The organism is Rhodococcus sp. NPDC055024, assembly GCF_053608585.1.
This window is the reverse complement of record NZ_JBSGVT010000021.1, coordinates 1-14707: the sequence shown is the minus strand read 5'-3', so window position 1 is coordinate 14707 and position 14707 is coordinate 1. Positions and strand designations below refer to the sequence as shown.

The window sequence follows — 14707 nt, the reverse complement described above, 5'->3', positions numbered from 1 at the left end:
TTACTCCGCTCTTTCGTTGGTCAGCAACGGATCCCACAGTCGTCGGGCGAGAACTCCGAACCGAGTCGGTTCCTCGGCCCAGACGAACTCGTCGTCCGATGGCGGGTCCGCCGCCAGCTCCGCAAGCGTTCGTGCTTCACCGAAAACGTAAGCGTTGCTTGGATCGATCATCTCGCCGTACTGTCCGGTCCACTGGGTGTCCGCTCCGTTTGTCGCATCGTCGACCGACTCGCCGCCGAAGCGTCGGCGCGCGTATTCGGCTGACGTGGCGGCCCACATCGGCAACGGTCGCTGAAGTCCCCGCTCGCGAAGGTCCACCAGCTGCTTCAGGAGTTCGACGGCGTCACCTGGCGCATCGAGCACTGATCGCGCCGCTGCTATCTTTCCCCGACCCCTTCCGATGGACACTGCATCAAGCACACCGGGTCGTCCGTGAGCCTTCAGGGCGAGCAGGTTGATCCAGGCCGTCATCCGATGTTTGGGCGCCAGTGAGGAATACGACGCCCGAACCACGGAATTACCGTGCACCCCGGTCACCGTTCCGGTGAGTCGGCGCCCGTCCCCGAGGTCGATGTCGACGTCGACGGCCTCGGCGTCGCCGTCGAGGTGCGGCAATGCAAGACCGGCAAGTTGGTCTACTACCCACTCGACGTTGCCCAGAACCGTGGCGCCCAGGTTGTACGGAGGCAAAGTACCGCGGCGCCACTCGGCTGCACGGAAATCTGCGGAGCTGCGACCAGCCAAGCGCGAGAGAAGCATTCGATCACCCAGAGCCCAGGTGGACAGCGGATCGAGCTCGGTTGCCAGCGAATCCGCGATGTCGTCGTCGAGTTCCGGTACCCGGACGCCGAGGCGTTGGCGCAGAAAACCACGGGCGGGGTGTACGAGGAAGTTCACCAGGTCGGCGAGGTTCACTTCCTTCGGATGCACCTCGGGTAGATCGGCCGACAAGACTGTCGGCAATTCGATCGGTGTTCCGGCGGCAGCCCTCGCACCGGCCAGGGCTGCCGTATCAAAGCTGAACGGCTTGTCCGGTGAGAAGTTTCGATTGTCGAACGACTGCAACGGATGCCGTGTCAGCACTCCGTTCATCGCGTCGGGGCCCACCGTCGCGCTGAGTACGTCGAGGAGACCACTGAGGGGGATCGCCGGCGGTCTGACGACACCGGTGACCGGATCGGCACCGGTATACAACAGCAACAGGTGCTCACCCGCAGACATCACGGCATCGAGAAGCAGTTGCCTGTCTTCACTGCGCAGATCACGCTCCCCCACAACGGGATCACGGGACAAGATGTCGTCACCGTCGACTCCACCGGTTCGGGGGAAGACCTCGTCGTCGAGCCCGATCAGCACGACGACGCGATGCGGCACCGAACGCATCGGAACCATCGTGCACACCGTCAGTTCGCCGGTTCGGAAATTGGCACGCGTAGGTCTGCCCGCGAGGCTGCGCGAGAGCATCGCGCGAACATCGGCCAGACGTAACACCGTCTCTCCGCCGAATTCGACAGCAGCTACCAACTCGCGGTGAGCCCCCGCGCTCTGCCAGGAATCGGCGGGCACTGTGTCGGTCAGCAGATCCAGAGCCCGCATCAGCACGCGAAGCCATTCGACCGGCGAATGCGGGCCGGCAAGGTCGCGAAGCGAGACGGCCAGGCGATCGACGAATTCTGCGAAACGTCCACTCAGATCGATGTCGGTGCCGTCCACGTCATCGAGTGGCAGCGCGAGATCCAACCAGGCGTTTTCCGACTCGTCCGCGCTGACCCCCAACAAGATTCGGTCCATGGCGGTGTTGAATGTGTTCTGCGGAAACGCGTCGAGACCGAACGTGGCACGCTGGCGACTGCCGATTCCCCAGCGAGCACCCGCTTCCGTCGTCCACTCCCGCAATCTTTCCAACTCGTCGTCACCCCACGAAAAACGCGTGCGGACAGGCTGAGTCGCAGCAAGGTCGAGAATCTCACTGGCGGTGGCCCGGCCGTCGGCCAATTCGAGCAGAGAGCCGAGAACTGCAAGGACCGGATTGGTCTGACGTAATCCGCGGTCTGCCAGACGAACTCGCAGAAGATGCCCGGGGTGACCATGGACGCCCTGCCCGAATGCCGCACGAACCAAAGGTGAGTAAGTTTCGACGTCCGGGCACATCACGAGTACGTCGCGCGGCTGCAATGTCGGGTCGTCCTCGAACAATCGGAGCAGACATTCGCGGAGCACCTCGACTTGCCGTGCCGGCCCGTGGCAAGCGTGGACCTGAACTGTCCCATCGGGTTCCGCTGAAGCACTAGGAGCACGATCTGCGATGACGTCGGCTTGGACCGTCGCCAGGAGGGATTTCGGGCCGGCTGGTTCGGGAAGATGCACCGACTCGAACTCGGCGGCGCCGAGGCTGATCTGAAGTTCACGAACGTCGCGAGCAAGACTCGACAGCAACGGATTGGCGGATATCAGGGCCGACCCGTCTTCCGCACGACGGATCGCACTCTCACTTCGAGGCTGCATGCGCGAGCTCATCTTGTTCCACAAGGCGGGGCTCGGATGCGGGAGCCAGACGTGCACGTCCCGATGCGCGCTCAGGGCGCTCAAGATCATTCGCTGATCGACCGGCAGACGTGTCGGCCCGAAGACCGACAGGCGTTCCGGTAGGTCGACCAAGGCCGGATCCTCGACAAGAGCGCGGCTTACCTGCCCCAATCGCTCTGCAGGTCCCGGGAGGTCGATCCTGTCCGCGACGATGCACCACAGACGTGCCTGCCACTCGAAATCCTCCGACAGCGCCAATCCGTGTCCGTCGGTCAACCGCCCGGCGGCCCAGTCGATCAGCATCTGCGGGCGTTGCGCGGCATAACTGCGGAAGAGTTCGGTGACATGTGTGGCGGAGGCAAACCGTCGACCTTCACGATGGCCTTCGAGATGTTTCGCCAGGACTCCGCACCAGGGCTCGCCAAGGGACTCGTCGATCACTTCGAGAACCGTCCACACCAATCGCGTCGGCGACCATGGGTCGTCGTCAGCCGTGATTCCACTGACCGCGGCCACGGACTCCGCGACCAGGCGCGCGGGTGAAGGAAACGCGATGTTCGCAGAAATTCCGTCCACTGCTGACGGTCCGGACGTGCCTAGCTGGGAGGACAGCCGCTGATTGAGCCAACGCTCGACGCCCTTGGCCGGCACCGCCACAGTTTCCCGGGCGAATGGATCCGACAGCGGGGTACGGAGGAGCGTGGCCAACGCCGAGACCAAGGTGTCCGAACGCTCGGCCCGGTACAACTTCAGCAATCTTCGCTCCCGTCACTCCGTCCAGAGGTCCATCTCACCACGGTGCTGTGACATGACGTGCCGAACCAGCCTCACGCAGCGGTGACGCGCAGGCAACATGACCGCAACCGGACGTTCGTACTGTGCGGGAATGACCAGTCCCACCGCCACACCTCGCCCCGCTGGAACCGGTCTCGACATCACCGGCCTCGGCAAGACCTTCGAGATGGGTCGTCGGTCGGTGACCGCGCTGACCGACGTGTCCCTTCAAACCAGCGAAGGCTCGTTTCTGTCTCTGCTCGGGCCGTCCGGTTGCGGGAAGTCCACCGTTCTCCGCATTCTCGCGGGCCTCGATACTCCGACGTCGGGAACGGCCCTTGTCAACGGGCAGTCCCCCGCCGAGTTGCGCAAGCGTCGCGAACTCGGAATCGCGTTCCAGGATTCGGCTTTGCTGCCGTGGCGGACGGTGACCTCCAACATCAAACTGCCGCTTCAGGTTGCCGGCATCGATCCCGACCCCGACCAGATCGCCGACCTGATCGCTCTCGTCGGCCTGGAAGGATTCGAGAAGGCCAAGCCCGCTCAATTGTCCGGCGGTATGCGTCAGCGTGTGTCGATCGCACGATCACTCGTCGTCAAGCCGAGCGTCCTACTACTCGACGAGCCGTTCGGCGCGCTCGACGACATGACCAGACAACGGCTCAACATCGAATTGCTCAGGATCTGGACCGAGAAGCCGGCCACCACGTTGATGGTGACGCACGGTATCGCCGAGGCTGTGTTCCTCTCGGACGTCGTCGCTGTAATGACGCCGCGGCCCGGACGCGTCCTCGAAGTTGTTCCAATCGACCTGCCGCGCCCGCGGACGCCCGAGATGATGCGGACACCCGAGTTCCACGAGATCCACGACTACCTCTCCGGACTGCTCTTCGGAAAAGCAGGCGTCGCATGACCATCACCGATATCGAGAACGTCGCGGCCGCAGCGGCGCAGCCATCAGCACCGCGCCGGATCCGATTGAAGCGTCCGACATGGTTCGGCGGTGCAGTCGGCATCTGCGGACTGATCGCTCTCTGGTGGATTCTCGCCGCCGCCGGTGTTGCGGGAGGCACGATTCCGACGCCGTGGGTGGTTGTCTCGACAATGTTCGACGACGGCTGGTCGCTGTACGGACCCAATTTCACCGTCACGGCGTCCGGTGCGCTACAGGGCTTTCTCTGGGGAAACCTGCTGGCGATCACGCTTGCCGTGCTTGTCGTTCTCATTCCACCCATCGAGGGGTTGGCCACGCAATTGGCAATCCTGAGCTACTGCACACCGTTGTTGGCGCTCGGCCCGATCATCCTGGTGGTCTTCGGCGGCCGGACCCCCACGATCTTTCTCGCAGCGATGTACTGCTTCTTCACCACGATGGTCGGCACGCTTGCGGGCCTGAGATCGGCAGACAAGACGAGCCTCGATCTCGTCGCCGCCTACGGCGGTGGGCGTTGGCAAAAGTTCACCAAAGTTCAACTTGTGAGCGCACTTCCGAGCACCTTTGCTGCCCTCAAGATTGCTGCACCTTCGGCCGTACTGGGTGCAATTCTCGGTGAGTATCTCGGCGGGGTGGACAGCGGGATCGGCGTCGCACTCACGGCCGCTCAGACGTCGTACAACGTCCCGCGAACGTGGGGAATGGCTATCGCCGCCGCCTTGCTCGCCGGTCTGGGGTACGCCGTCGTCGCAGCGATCGCCCGGCTCGTCACGCCATGGACCAGCGCTCCGGGAGCACAGAAATGACCGCGCTACGAGGAACATTGAGATTCCTCGCTCCCATTGCCATTGCCTCGGCGCTGTTGCTTGTCATCTGGGTGGTCTTTCTCAACGCCTTCCCCCAGGTGGGGCCGCGTGTAGGAAAGACGCCGGCCGACGTCTGGGAGTATCTGTTCTCCGGGCCGAAATCTGCCGATGCGCGTTCGGGCATCGTCGACAACCTGTTCATCACTCTGCGCGACGCCGGTGTCGGCTTTGCCGTCGGAATGACTGCTGCGCTCGTGGTCGCATCCATTTTTGTCGTTTCGCGTACTGTCGAACAGACTTTCATGCCCGTTGCGATGCTTCTACGATCTGTTCCTCTCGTTGCGATGACCCCGATCATCGTCCTGATATTCGGGCGCGGAATCGTGGGTGTGACGGTCATGGTTGCGATTGTGGTGTTCTTTCCAGCCCTCGTCATGATCATGGTCGGTCTGCGCGCCGCTCCGGCTCAGGCACAAGACCTCATTGCCGCGTACGGCGGGAGTCGTTGGACGGCACTGCGAATGGTGTCCGTACCGTCCGCACTTCCGGCGGTGTTCGCCGCCGCTAGGGTGTCCGTACCCGGCGCCTTGATCGGAGCGCTGATCGGCGAATGGCTCGGTAGCGGCCAAGGTTTAGGTTCGAGCATGATCAAAGCCATTCCGCGCTATCAGTACAACGAACTGTGGGCATCGATCGTGGTGATCACCGTGGTGTCGATCATCCTCTACGCCGTGGTCGGGATCTTCGAAAGCATCGCTCTGTCTCGTTTCGGCCCCTCGGCGGGCAAGTCGTGACATCTGTTAACACGACCTCAACAAACTCTCTCTCCCAAGCAAACTGAACGAAACCGACTGGCCCTAGTGTTCCGATTCATGACGCCATTCAAGCCCGTCCGACAGCTGGACCGCAGGGCCTTCTTCCGCTACTCCGCGCTGACCGGCATCGCAGTCGCCGGTAGTGCATCATTGCTCGCGTGCAGCAATGACTCCAGCAGTTCGAGTGGCGGAACCACGGACGACGGTTCCGAATTCGGAACAGTTGCAGTGCAGTTGTCCTGGATCAAGAACATCGAGTTCGCGGGCGAGTACTTCGCTCTCGACAAGGGCTACTACAAGGATGCAGGCTTCGGAAATGTCGACCTGGTGGCAGGCGGCGCAGCCGGCACGGGCGTCGAAGCCGGCTTGGACACCGGCAAGGTGTGGATCGGAATGTCCGCACCGCAGCTCACGGCCCCCGCCGTACTCGACGGACTGGAGGCAAAGATCGTCGGGGCGACATTCCAGAAGAACCCGTTTGCGATTGTCAGTTCCGCTGCGGCACCGATCAACTCACCACAGGACATGATCGGCAAGAAGATCGGCGTCCAGGATTCCAATCAGCTCGTCTTCGGAGCTCTCCTGGCAGCAAACGGCCTGACCGAAAGCCAGATGACGATCGTGCCCGCGCAGTTCGATCCGAGCCCCTTGGCGAACGGCGAGGTGGACGGCTGGGTCTCCTACGTGACCAACGAGCCGATCACACTGGCCGCCAAAGGTTTCCCCAACGCCCACTTCCTCTTCGCGGACTACAACCTGCCGTTGGTCGCCGAATCGTTCACGGTTCTCCAGTCCACCATCGACAACGAGAGGGACAAACTCAAGGCATTTCTCAAGGCCGAGATCCAGGGATGGAAGGACGCGGTCGCTGATCCGGCAGAGTCGGCACGGCTTGCCGTCGAGGTCTACGGCAAGGACCAGAACCTCGAACTCGAAGAGCAAATCAAGGAAGCCACCGCACAGAACGATCTGGTGGTGTCGGCAGATACCAAAGCCAACGGGTTGTTCACGATGACACCACAACTGATCGAGCAGAACATCGCGGCACTGTCGAAAGCGGGGCTGGAGATTACGGCGGACCAACTGTTCGACATGTCAATCCTCGAGGAGGTGTACGCCGAGAATCCGGAGTTGATCTGACTGAGCTGAGCGAATCTCTCGCGCGAGTACGCCCGAGATGAATAGTTGTACAAGGACCTCGGCCTTGTACCGGGCATCGGACCCAGCACCAATACAAAGGTTCCCGATGCCTTTGAGCACGTTGTACGCATCGACCCGCGAAGCAGTGCCAACGGACTCGAGCGCCGCCTCGAGGAGGGCGTCACATACCGGGACGAGGCGGTCGACGAAGTAGGTGTGCAGAGCGTCGGACCCGGCGCTGTCTCCTTGCAGTGCGCCGGCGAGCCCATGCTTGGTGACCAGGAACTCCACGAACAAAGCCACCCATGCCCGCAAAGCCGCCTCGGGCGTTGCACTCTCCGCGAGCATCTGTGGGCCCGCGTCCGCACACGCCTCGACTTGGTGTCGGTATACGGCGACCACCAACTCGGGGCGCGTCGGGAAGTGGCGGTAGATCGTCCCCATGCCGACGCCGGCCTTCGCCGCAATCTCCCGCACCGGAGCGTCGACCCCGGACTCTACGAACACTGCTGCCGCCGCGTCGAGCAGCGCCTGCTCGCTCCGACGTGGGCGACCGACTTGCTTGGGAGACGCGACGCGCGACTGCTCGTCCTGCGCATCAGCCATGTGCACTCCTCGCTGACTCACGACATATGTTTGCATTACGGAACAACGCTCCGTAATGTTGCGGAGCGACGCTCCGATAACCAGTATCGCAGGGTGCAGCCTCAGCAAGGAACTTGCCATGACCTCATCAATGATCGACATGCTGAACGGCATCATCGGCGCCGGCACCCCGGTCGTCTCCGTTGCCCCCGTCGAGTTGTTCGCCCCCGATCGACCAGTCCCGCTGGAAGTACGTGTGTCTGCTCCGGCAGCAGGCACGAACCTCCCCGTTGTGGTGTTCTCCCACGGCAACGGGTGGAACCTCGATGGATACTCGCCGCTCACGGCATTCTGGGCCTCCCACGGATTCATGGTGATCCAGCCGACACATCTGGACTCGCGCCGGAACGGTTTCGGGTTCGACCATCCGGTGTTCCCGACGATCTGGACCGAGAGGATCGCGGATCTCACACGCATCCTTGATCAGCTCGACACCATCGAATTTGCCGTGCCCGGACTTGCCGGCCGCATCGACCGGAGTCGAGTTGCCGCCACGGGTCACTCCTGGGGTGGGCAAACCGCTCAGTCGCTCCTCGGAGCACGGATCTTCGACGAGGCCGGCCAGGTCGGCCAGGACATGTCCGACAGTCGCGTCACCGCGGGAATCCTGTTCGCAGCAACCGGTCTCGGCGGCGCGAACCTGCATCCGTTCGCGCAGGCGAACTTCCCGTTCATGCGCCCCTCGTTCCAGGAACTGACGACGCCGACACTCGTCGTCGCGGGCGACCACGACCAGTCCAAGATGTCCAGCCGCGGACCTGACTGGTTCACCGACGCCTACACGCACAGCCCCGGAGCTACCGACCTCCTGACCTTCTACGGTGCCGAGCACGCACTCGGCGGAATCGTCGGATACGAAGTCGCCGAGACCACTGACGAAAACCCCGAGCGGGTCGCCGCCATCCAACGGATGAGTACTGCCTACCTTCGGACCGCGTTGCGCGTCGATGAGACCAGCTGGCCAGCGGCCCGGGCCGCATTCAGCGACAACGCCGACCCGATCGGCCGAGTCGACACCAAGTAATGCGGCAGTGATCAACTCACTGGCCGAAGTTGAACCTGAGATTCGCATTTATCAAGGTGTTGAGCCGCTTTCGCATCCGCACGACCTCCGCCTCCGACGGTATCGGATCTTCGAGGAAAAGCGTCCAACGCAGCATCGTGCTGTTTCCGACCGCCTCGATGTCGAATCGGATGACGGCGTCGGGTCGGTCCGGCCAGATCGACGACCAGATCACCAGCTCCGGTTCTTCAGCCCTGACGATCTCCGGTGCGATCTCGCTCTCGAGAAGTTCCAGCCAGTGCCGGGCGGGCTGGCGGTACGGATCGATCAATGCCTCGAACATGAAGCGCGCAGGCGGCGGCTGGCTCCGGCGCCTCGTCGCGACTTGCTGCATGGCACGAGCGTAACCGCCTCTCCAGGGCATACCTCTGCCTTCGCAGTGCTGGATCCACGAAAACTGGGATAAACCGGGCATCGACGGAGGACACTCAGGAGCACATCCGTCTGGGAGGGCCGCTCATGCGTAAACGTCATCAGGTTCTGCTTGCAGTGTCCGCAGCGATCGGGCTGTCTCTGACGCCGATCAATGCGTCGGCAACACCGAGCACGGGGGTGCACGGTGAAATCCTCGGGCAGGTGACTTTCGACGGCAAGGATTACATCCTGCGCCAGATCACCATCGACCCAGGCGGTTCCACCGGTTGGCACTTCCACGACGGGACGCTCTACGCACTGATCGCGCAGGGCACGCTGAGCCACTACCGATCCGATTGCTCCGTCGACGGGATCTACAGCGCCGGAAATACATTGATCGAACCCAGCGGTTCTGATCATGTGCACATCGGAAACAACTCTCAGACAACACCACTGGTTCTCGAGGTCATTTACGTCAATCCGGCGGGGAGCCCCCTCTCCGAAGACGCTGCGCCTCCCAACTGCCAACTACCCGGCTGACGGCGCCGAAGCCGTAAACCGCACCGGCATCGATTCGAGTCCGGACACGAAGTTTGCGGCGCGCCGCTGCAACGGTGCGTCGGTGGCAAGTGCCATGTCCGCCAGCCTGGCGAACAGTTGCTCGAACATGATCCGTCCCTCCAACCTGGCCAGCTGATTGCCCAGACAGAAGTGAGTTCCGAAGCCGAAGGCCACGTGTGGGTTCGGCGTGCGGCCGATATCGAATTGTTCGGCGTTCAGGAACACAGACTCGTCGAAATTTGCCGATTCGAAGAGCAGCAGCATCTTCTCTCCGGCCTTCAGCTGCGCACCGAAGAAATCGGTGTCACGGGTCAGGGTTCGAGCCATGTTCTTGATGGGCGAGGACCACCGCAGCATCTCCTCCATCGCCAACGGAATGGCATCGGGATCGTCGACCAGTGCTCGATGCTGGTCCGGATGGCGCAGCAACTGTTCCATGCCGCCGCTGAGCACGTGCCGTGTGGTCTCGTCACCGCCGATCAGGATCAGCAGGGATTCGTTGACGATTTCCTGATCGGAGAGGGCCTCGCCGTCGACCTCACTGTGAATCAACGTGCTCACCAAATCGTCGGCAGGGTCGCTCCTCCGCTCGGCGATGGTTCGCATCATGTACGCGGTGAAATCGACATACGCAGCCATCATGGCCTGCAGTTGCTCCTGGGAAGCGTTGCTTCCCAATGCCTTCACCAGATCGTCCGACCACCGCAGAAACATCGCGCGTTCCTCGAGGCGAACACCCAACATGTCGCCGATGACGGCCATGGGTAGCGGTCCTGCCAGGTCTGCGACGAAGTCGGCTTCTCCCTTTTCACAGACGGCGTCGATCAGTTGATCGCTGATCTCCCGGATACGGCCGGCCTTGGCTTCGACCTTCTTACGTGTGAAACCCGCGTTGACCAAGCGTCGACGTGTGAGGTGCTGCGGGTCGTCCATGTCGATCATCTGCGGCAACGGACCGGTTTCGGGGCGGATGCCACCGGCGTTGGAGAACAGTTCGGGATCCCGCTCGGCTGCAACGACGGCGTCGTAGCTTGCGGCCGCGGTGATGCCGTTGGCGTCGTCTCGATACACGGGCTCGTGATCGCGCATCCACGCGTACGCGTCGCGCACATTCCCGAGGTCTCCGCTGTAGAAGCGCCCGTCGATCAAATCGAAGGTCGGTCTGGTAGCCATCACTCCGCCTCTCGCACAACCCTTGCCTCAATAAGTAGAACCTGTTCCTATATAGCGTGGGGCGTTTTCACCGAAGCCGAACCGGAAAACCTCCAGAAGCAGCACGCGAGCCCGCCGGAGCAACGACCAGGAGACACGCATGGACGACGACACCGCCTCAGCGGGCATACCCACTTTCGCCGGCACATCGATACTGGTGACCGGCGGCGGTAGTGGCATCGGTCTGGGCATCGCGCGTTCGCTGGTTGCGTCCGGCGCTCACGTCACGATCTGCGGACGAAACAAGGAGAAACTTGATGCTGCCGCCGAATCGATCCGGCAGTCGAGTCCGGAAGGATCGGTCAGCGTCTCCCCTGCCGACGTCACGATCGAGACGGACGTCGTCGCCGCTGTCGCCGCGGCGGTGTCCGCCACAGGAAAGCTCGACGGAGTCGTGGCCTGCGCCGGTGGGAACGAAACCATCGCACCGGTCACGCAACTCGACGTCGACGCGTGGCGTCGCACCGTCGACCTCAACGTCACGGGGACCATGCTGACGATCAAGCACGGCGCTCGGGCGCTGGTGGCAGGAGGCGGCGGATCCATCGTCGCGATCTCGTCGATCGCCAGCAGCAACACGCATCGCTGGTTCGGCGCGTACGGCGTCTCGAAATCCGGCGTGGACCACCTGGTGCAGTTGGCGGCAGACGAACTGGGCGCCAGCAACATTCGTGTCAATGCGATCCGGCCAGGGCTGACCCGAACGGATCTGGTCGCGCTCATCACCGACGGTGGCCCCATCCTGGACGACTACCTGGCAAACACTCCGCTCGAACGCGTCGGCGAGGTCGAAGACGTCGCCGGACTCGCTGTCTTTCTCCTGGGACCGCAGTCCACCTGGATCACCGGGCAGATCATCAACGTCGACGGAGGCCAAATGCTGCGCCGCGGACCGGATTTCCGCTCGATGCTCGAACCCGTCTACGGCTCCGACGGACTCCGCGGGGTGGTCGCGCCATGAGCTACACGATTCTGGGCAAGAAGGTCGAGATGCCCGTCGAAGTTCGCACCGCATCGGCCTTCATGGCGTTGTACTCGGTACCCAGCGCAACCGCGCAGTCGATCATCGACTACACCGGCTTGACCGTGCTCCAGTACCGCCCCGGCCGGGCGCTCTGCGGGCTGGTTTTTGTCGACTACATCGACGGGGACCTGGGTCCGTACAACGAATTCGGAGTGACGTATATGGTGCGCAGCCACACTGCGCCCCCGGACACTTCGGTGCTGGGAGATCTACGTTCGCTCGCTGCCGGGACTGCGGGGGCGCTCATCCACGAATTGCCGGTGGACGGCGAGTTCACCAAGGCCGCCGGCCGGGAGATTTGGGGATTCCCGAAGGTGCTCGCCGAGTTCGACACCGAGCACGTCGGCTCGGTCAAGCGCGGATCCGTCTCGCGCGACGGCAAACTCATCACGCAGTTGAGTGTGAAGTCCGGCGTCAGCGTGCCGGGCGGTGGAGCCAACATGTCATTGGCCGCGTACTCGCATCTCGACGGCGCCACCAGGTGCACGTCGTGGGACATGGCGCCGACCGGCGTCAAATCGCGCCCTGGTGGAGCCGAGGTTCAGCTGGGGAGCCACCCGATGGCGGCAGAGCTTCGGAAACTGGGACTCCCCCGCCGGGCACTGATGACCACGACCATCAAAAACCTGGCGATGACGTTCGGGGAGGCCACAACGATCTGAGTGTCGGCCGACGGCACCCCTTTCGGTCGCGTGTGACTCGGGCTACACTCCTGGACGGTTGACCAACTCGCGTCAGACCGCCCGAAAGGACACTCGTGCAGATCACCCGACGCACCGTACTGGCAGGCGCTGCCGCCGCACCTGCGCTCGCCGCTCTGTCGACGAGCCAGGCCGTCGCAGCTTCGCCGGCACGCTCCGTTTCACCCGCACGCACCGACAAGTCGTCGGCGTCACTGCAGGTGGGCGTCGGAATTTCCGATGTGACCGGACCGGTCGCCGAAGTCGGCATGATGGGCTACTCGAGCTTCGATCAACGCGCCGAAGGCCTGCACCAGCGAATGCGCGCACGCGCCTTCATCTTCGAGTCCGGCGCGTCGCGGGTCGTCTATGTCTGCGTCGACAACTGCATGATCTTCCAGTCCGTTCACGACGAGGTCCTGCGCCGACTGGCCGGGAGGTTCGGTGACATCTACACCGAGCGCAACGTCATGTTGACGGCCATCCATTCACACGCGGCGTGTGGTGGGGCCTCGCACAACTACGCGTACAACCTCGCGGTTCTCGGATTCGAATTGCAGGTGTTCGAAGCCGAGGTCAACGGCATGGTCGAGGCGATCAGCGCTGCGCACGAGAACCTGGCGCCTGGCACCGTCCGTTTCGGGCGGTCCGATCTCACCGATGCCAGCGTCAACCGATCGCGAGTGGCGTTCGACCTCAATCCTGAAGAGGACAAGGCCTACTACCCCGGCGGCAACGACCACCACATGCGCGTCATGCGAATCAGCCGGGGCAGCACGGACATCGGCGCGATCAATTGGTTCGCCACCCACTGCGCCTCGCTCACGAACGAGAACCATCTCATCTCCGGGGACAACAAGGGCGCCGCGGCGTACTTCTGGGAGCACGATGACGAGGGTGTGCGCTACCTCGACGGCGACACCAGCTTCATTGCTGCTTTTCCGCAGACCAACAGCGGCGACATGTCACCCAACCTCTTCCTCGAGCCCGGCCGCGGACCGACCGACGACGAATTCGAGAATGCGCGCATCATCGGGCTCCGCCAGGTAGCGGCTGCTCAAACTGCCTTCGACTCGGCCTCCGAAACCGTCGCAGGTGGCGTGGACAGTCGGATCATGTACCTGGACATGGCAAATCAGGTGGTGAGTGGAAGATTCACCCCGGACGGACGCGAGCACCGCACCGCACCGGCCGCGATCGGTGCGGCAATGAGTGCCGGAAGCGTCGAGGACGGGCCGGCAATTCCGATCTTCCCCGAGGGCACCCGAAACCCCATGATCGACGCCTTGGGCGGCATGGATGCTCCTGTGCCTCAATGGCTTCAGGATGCACAGGCCCCCAAACTCGTAGTCGTTCCGGTCGGCCTTTTGCCACCGGGCGGATGGGTGCCGAACGTACTGAAGATCCAGATTCTGCGGATCGGCCAGTTCCACATCGTCGGCGGCCCTGCGGAATTCACCATTGTCGCGGGCCTACGAGTGCGCAGAACCGTCGCCGAAGAACTCGGTATACCCCTCGAGAACGTCATCTTCCAGGGATACGCGAACTCGTACTCCAGCTACTGCACCACGCCCCAGGAATACGATTCGCAGCAGTACGAGGGCGGTTCGACGATGTTCGGCCGTTACACGCTGCCCGCCTATCAGCAGGGGTATGCCACCCTCGCGGCCGCGATGCGCGACGGCAACGAACCTCCTCGAGGCCCTGCGCCCGCCAACCTGTCCGGGTTCCAACCCAGCTTCGGCCCTGGCGTCGACTTCGACGAACCTTTGCCGGGAACACAATTCGGCGATGCCACCGTTCAGCCTGGCGACAGCTCACCAGGCGGACAGGTTGCGGTCGAGTTCGTCACGGGTCACCCCAAGAACGACACTCACCGAAACGGGACCTTCTACGAGATCCAGCGCAATACCGGTGGATCCTGGACGCGGGTGGCCGACGACAATGACTGGTCCACCAAACTGCACTGGCGCCGGGTCGGGAGCAACGGTTCCGTCGTTCGCATCACGTGGGATGTTCCGGCCGATACTGCGGCGGGTACGTATCGAGTCCAACACTTCGGCGCGTCGAAGGCTCGGGGTAGCGGCGCGATCACGCCCTTCTCCGGGGTGACCGCCGAATTCCGCCTCACCTGACCCGCGTGAACGTATCGCTCCCCTTGTTAGACAAGGGG

13 protein-coding genes are annotated in these 14707 nt (G+C 63.0%); 9 read left to right on the top strand and 4 right to left on the bottom strand.

Annotation, left to right across the window (positions count from 1 at the left end; translation table 11 throughout):
- A complete protein-coding gene (gene recC, locus ACWF6P_RS29115) occupies positions 1–3282 on the bottom strand; it encodes an exodeoxyribonuclease V subunit gamma (protein ID WP_452623360.1) in 3282 nt (1093 codons plus the stop codon).
- Positions 3283–3379: 97 nt separating this feature from the next.
- Here recC and ACWF6P_RS29110 point away from each other — a divergent pair, with 97 nt between their 5' ends.
- The 4 genes from ACWF6P_RS29110 to ACWF6P_RS29095 all read left to right on the top strand — a co-directional run bounded on the left by ACWF6P_RS29110 (position 3380) and on the right by ACWF6P_RS29095 (position 6995).
- On the top strand, positions 3380–4213 hold the full coding sequence (locus ACWF6P_RS29110) for an ABC transporter ATP-binding protein (RefSeq protein WP_452623359.1): 834 nt from the start codon (positions 3380–3382) through the stop codon (positions 4211–4213).
- Positions 4210–5040 (top strand): ABC transporter permease, encoded by an 831-nt coding sequence (locus ACWF6P_RS29105; RefSeq protein ID WP_378448887.1) that lies wholly within the window; start codon positions 4210–4212, stop codon positions 5038–5040. Before ACWF6P_RS29110 ends, ACWF6P_RS29105 begins: the two co-directional genes overlap by 4 nt.
- Complete coding sequence (locus ACWF6P_RS29100) at positions 5037–5834, top strand: ABC transporter permease (protein WP_378546509.1); 798 nt, start codon at positions 5037–5039, stop codon at positions 5832–5834. The genes ACWF6P_RS29105 and ACWF6P_RS29100 overlap by 4 nt, the downstream gene beginning before the upstream one ends.
- 78 nt (positions 5835–5912) lie before the next feature.
- Positions 5913–6995, top strand: a complete 1083-nt coding sequence (locus ACWF6P_RS29095) for an ABC transporter substrate-binding protein (RefSeq protein WP_452623358.1) — start codon at positions 5913–5915, stop codon at positions 6993–6995.
- Here ACWF6P_RS29095 and ACWF6P_RS29090 read toward each other — a convergent pair.
- Positions 6951–7601, bottom strand: coding sequence for a TetR/AcrR family transcriptional regulator (locus ACWF6P_RS29090; RefSeq protein ID WP_452623357.1), 651 nt, complete (start codon positions 7599–7601; stop codon positions 6951–6953). The two genes, ACWF6P_RS29095 and ACWF6P_RS29090, sit on opposite strands and share 45 nt — an antisense overlap.
- 118 nt (positions 7602–7719) lie before the next feature.
- Between ACWF6P_RS29090 and ACWF6P_RS29085 the strand changes: the two genes are divergently transcribed.
- The gene (locus ACWF6P_RS29085) at positions 7720–8664 is read left to right on the top strand and encodes an alpha/beta hydrolase family protein (protein WP_452623356.1); all 945 of its coding nucleotides are present in this window, start codon (positions 7720–7722) and stop codon (positions 8662–8664) included.
- A gap of 16 nt (positions 8665–8680) precedes the next feature.
- On the opposite strand, the gene ACWF6P_RS29080 is transcribed toward ACWF6P_RS29085, so the two are convergent.
- Positions 8681–9037: a hypothetical protein gene (locus tag ACWF6P_RS29080; RefSeq protein WP_452623355.1), complete on the bottom strand. Its 357-nt coding sequence runs from the start codon at positions 9035–9037 to the stop codon at positions 8681–8683.
- A gap of 125 nt (positions 9038–9162) precedes the next feature.
- On the opposite strand from ACWF6P_RS29080, the gene ACWF6P_RS29075 reads away from it, so the two are divergent.
- Entirely contained in the window at positions 9163–9597 is a 435-nt protein-coding gene (locus tag ACWF6P_RS29075; protein ID WP_230814803.1) for a cupin domain-containing protein, read from the top strand.
- Here the strand turns inward: ACWF6P_RS29075 and ACWF6P_RS29070 are convergent.
- The gene (locus ACWF6P_RS29070; RefSeq protein WP_452623354.1) at positions 9586–10791 is read right to left on the bottom strand and encodes a cytochrome P450; all 1206 of its coding nucleotides are present in this window, start codon (positions 10789–10791) and stop codon (positions 9586–9588) included. The genes ACWF6P_RS29075 and ACWF6P_RS29070 overlap by 12 nt on opposite strands.
- Positions 10792–10930: 139 nt before the next feature.
- Between ACWF6P_RS29070 and ACWF6P_RS29065 the strand changes: the two genes are divergently transcribed.
- From ACWF6P_RS29065 to ACWF6P_RS29055, 3 genes are all read left to right on the top strand, one after another.
- Entirely contained in the window at positions 10931–11791 is an 861-nt protein-coding gene (locus ACWF6P_RS29065; RefSeq protein WP_452623353.1) for an SDR family oxidoreductase, read from the top strand.
- Complete coding sequence (locus ACWF6P_RS29060) at positions 11788–12516, top strand: acetoacetate decarboxylase family protein (protein WP_378535077.1); 729 nt, start codon at positions 11788–11790, stop codon at positions 12514–12516. Before ACWF6P_RS29065 ends, ACWF6P_RS29060 begins: the two co-directional genes overlap by 4 nt.
- 95 nt (positions 12517–12611) lie before the next feature.
- Positions 12612–14669: a neutral/alkaline ceramidase gene (locus ACWF6P_RS29055; protein ID WP_452623352.1), complete on the top strand. Its 2058-nt coding sequence runs from the start codon at positions 12612–12614 to the stop codon at positions 14667–14669.
- The last annotated feature ends 38 nt before the right edge of the window (positions 14670–14707 follow it).

What these genes read in the sequence shown, in the direction of transcription:
- ACWF6P_RS29070 (WP_452623354.1), bottom strand. Translation starts at nt 10,791, where the DNA reads ATGGCTACCAGACCGACCTTCGATTTGATCGACGGGCGCTTCTACAGC.
- ACWF6P_RS29110 (WP_452623359.1), top strand. Translation starts at nt 3,380, where the DNA reads ATGACCGCAACCGGACGTTCGTACTGTGCGGGAATGACCAGTCCCACC.
- ACWF6P_RS29060 (WP_378535077.1), top strand. Translation starts at nt 11,788, where the DNA reads ATGAGCTACACGATTCTGGGCAAGAAGGTCGAGATGCCCGTCGAAGTT.
- ACWF6P_RS29075 (WP_230814803.1), top strand. Translation starts at nt 9,163, where the DNA reads ATGCGTAAACGTCATCAGGTTCTGCTTGCAGTGTCCGCAGCGATCGGG.
- ACWF6P_RS29095 (WP_452623358.1), top strand. Translation starts at nt 5,913, where the DNA reads ATGACGCCATTCAAGCCCGTCCGACAGCTGGACCGCAGGGCCTTCTTC.
- ACWF6P_RS29100 (WP_378546509.1), top strand. Translation starts at nt 5,037, where the DNA reads ATGACCGCGCTACGAGGAACATTGAGATTCCTCGCTCCCATTGCCATT.
- ACWF6P_RS29090 (WP_452623357.1), bottom strand. Translation starts at nt 7,601, where the DNA reads ATGGCTGATGCGCAGGACGAGCAGTCGCGCGTCGCGTCTCCCAAGCAA.
- ACWF6P_RS29080 (WP_452623355.1), bottom strand. Translation starts at nt 9,037, where the DNA reads ATGCAGCAAGTCGCGACGAGGCGCCGGAGCCAGCCGCCGCCTGCGCGC.
- ACWF6P_RS29065 (WP_452623353.1), top strand. Translation starts at nt 10,931, where the DNA reads ATGGACGACGACACCGCCTCAGCGGGCATACCCACTTTCGCCGGCACA.
- ACWF6P_RS29085 (WP_452623356.1), top strand. Translation starts at nt 7,720, where the DNA reads ATGACCTCATCAATGATCGACATGCTGAACGGCATCATCGGCGCCGGC.
- ACWF6P_RS29105 (WP_378448887.1), top strand. Translation starts at nt 4,210, where the DNA reads ATGACCATCACCGATATCGAGAACGTCGCGGCCGCAGCGGCGCAGCCA.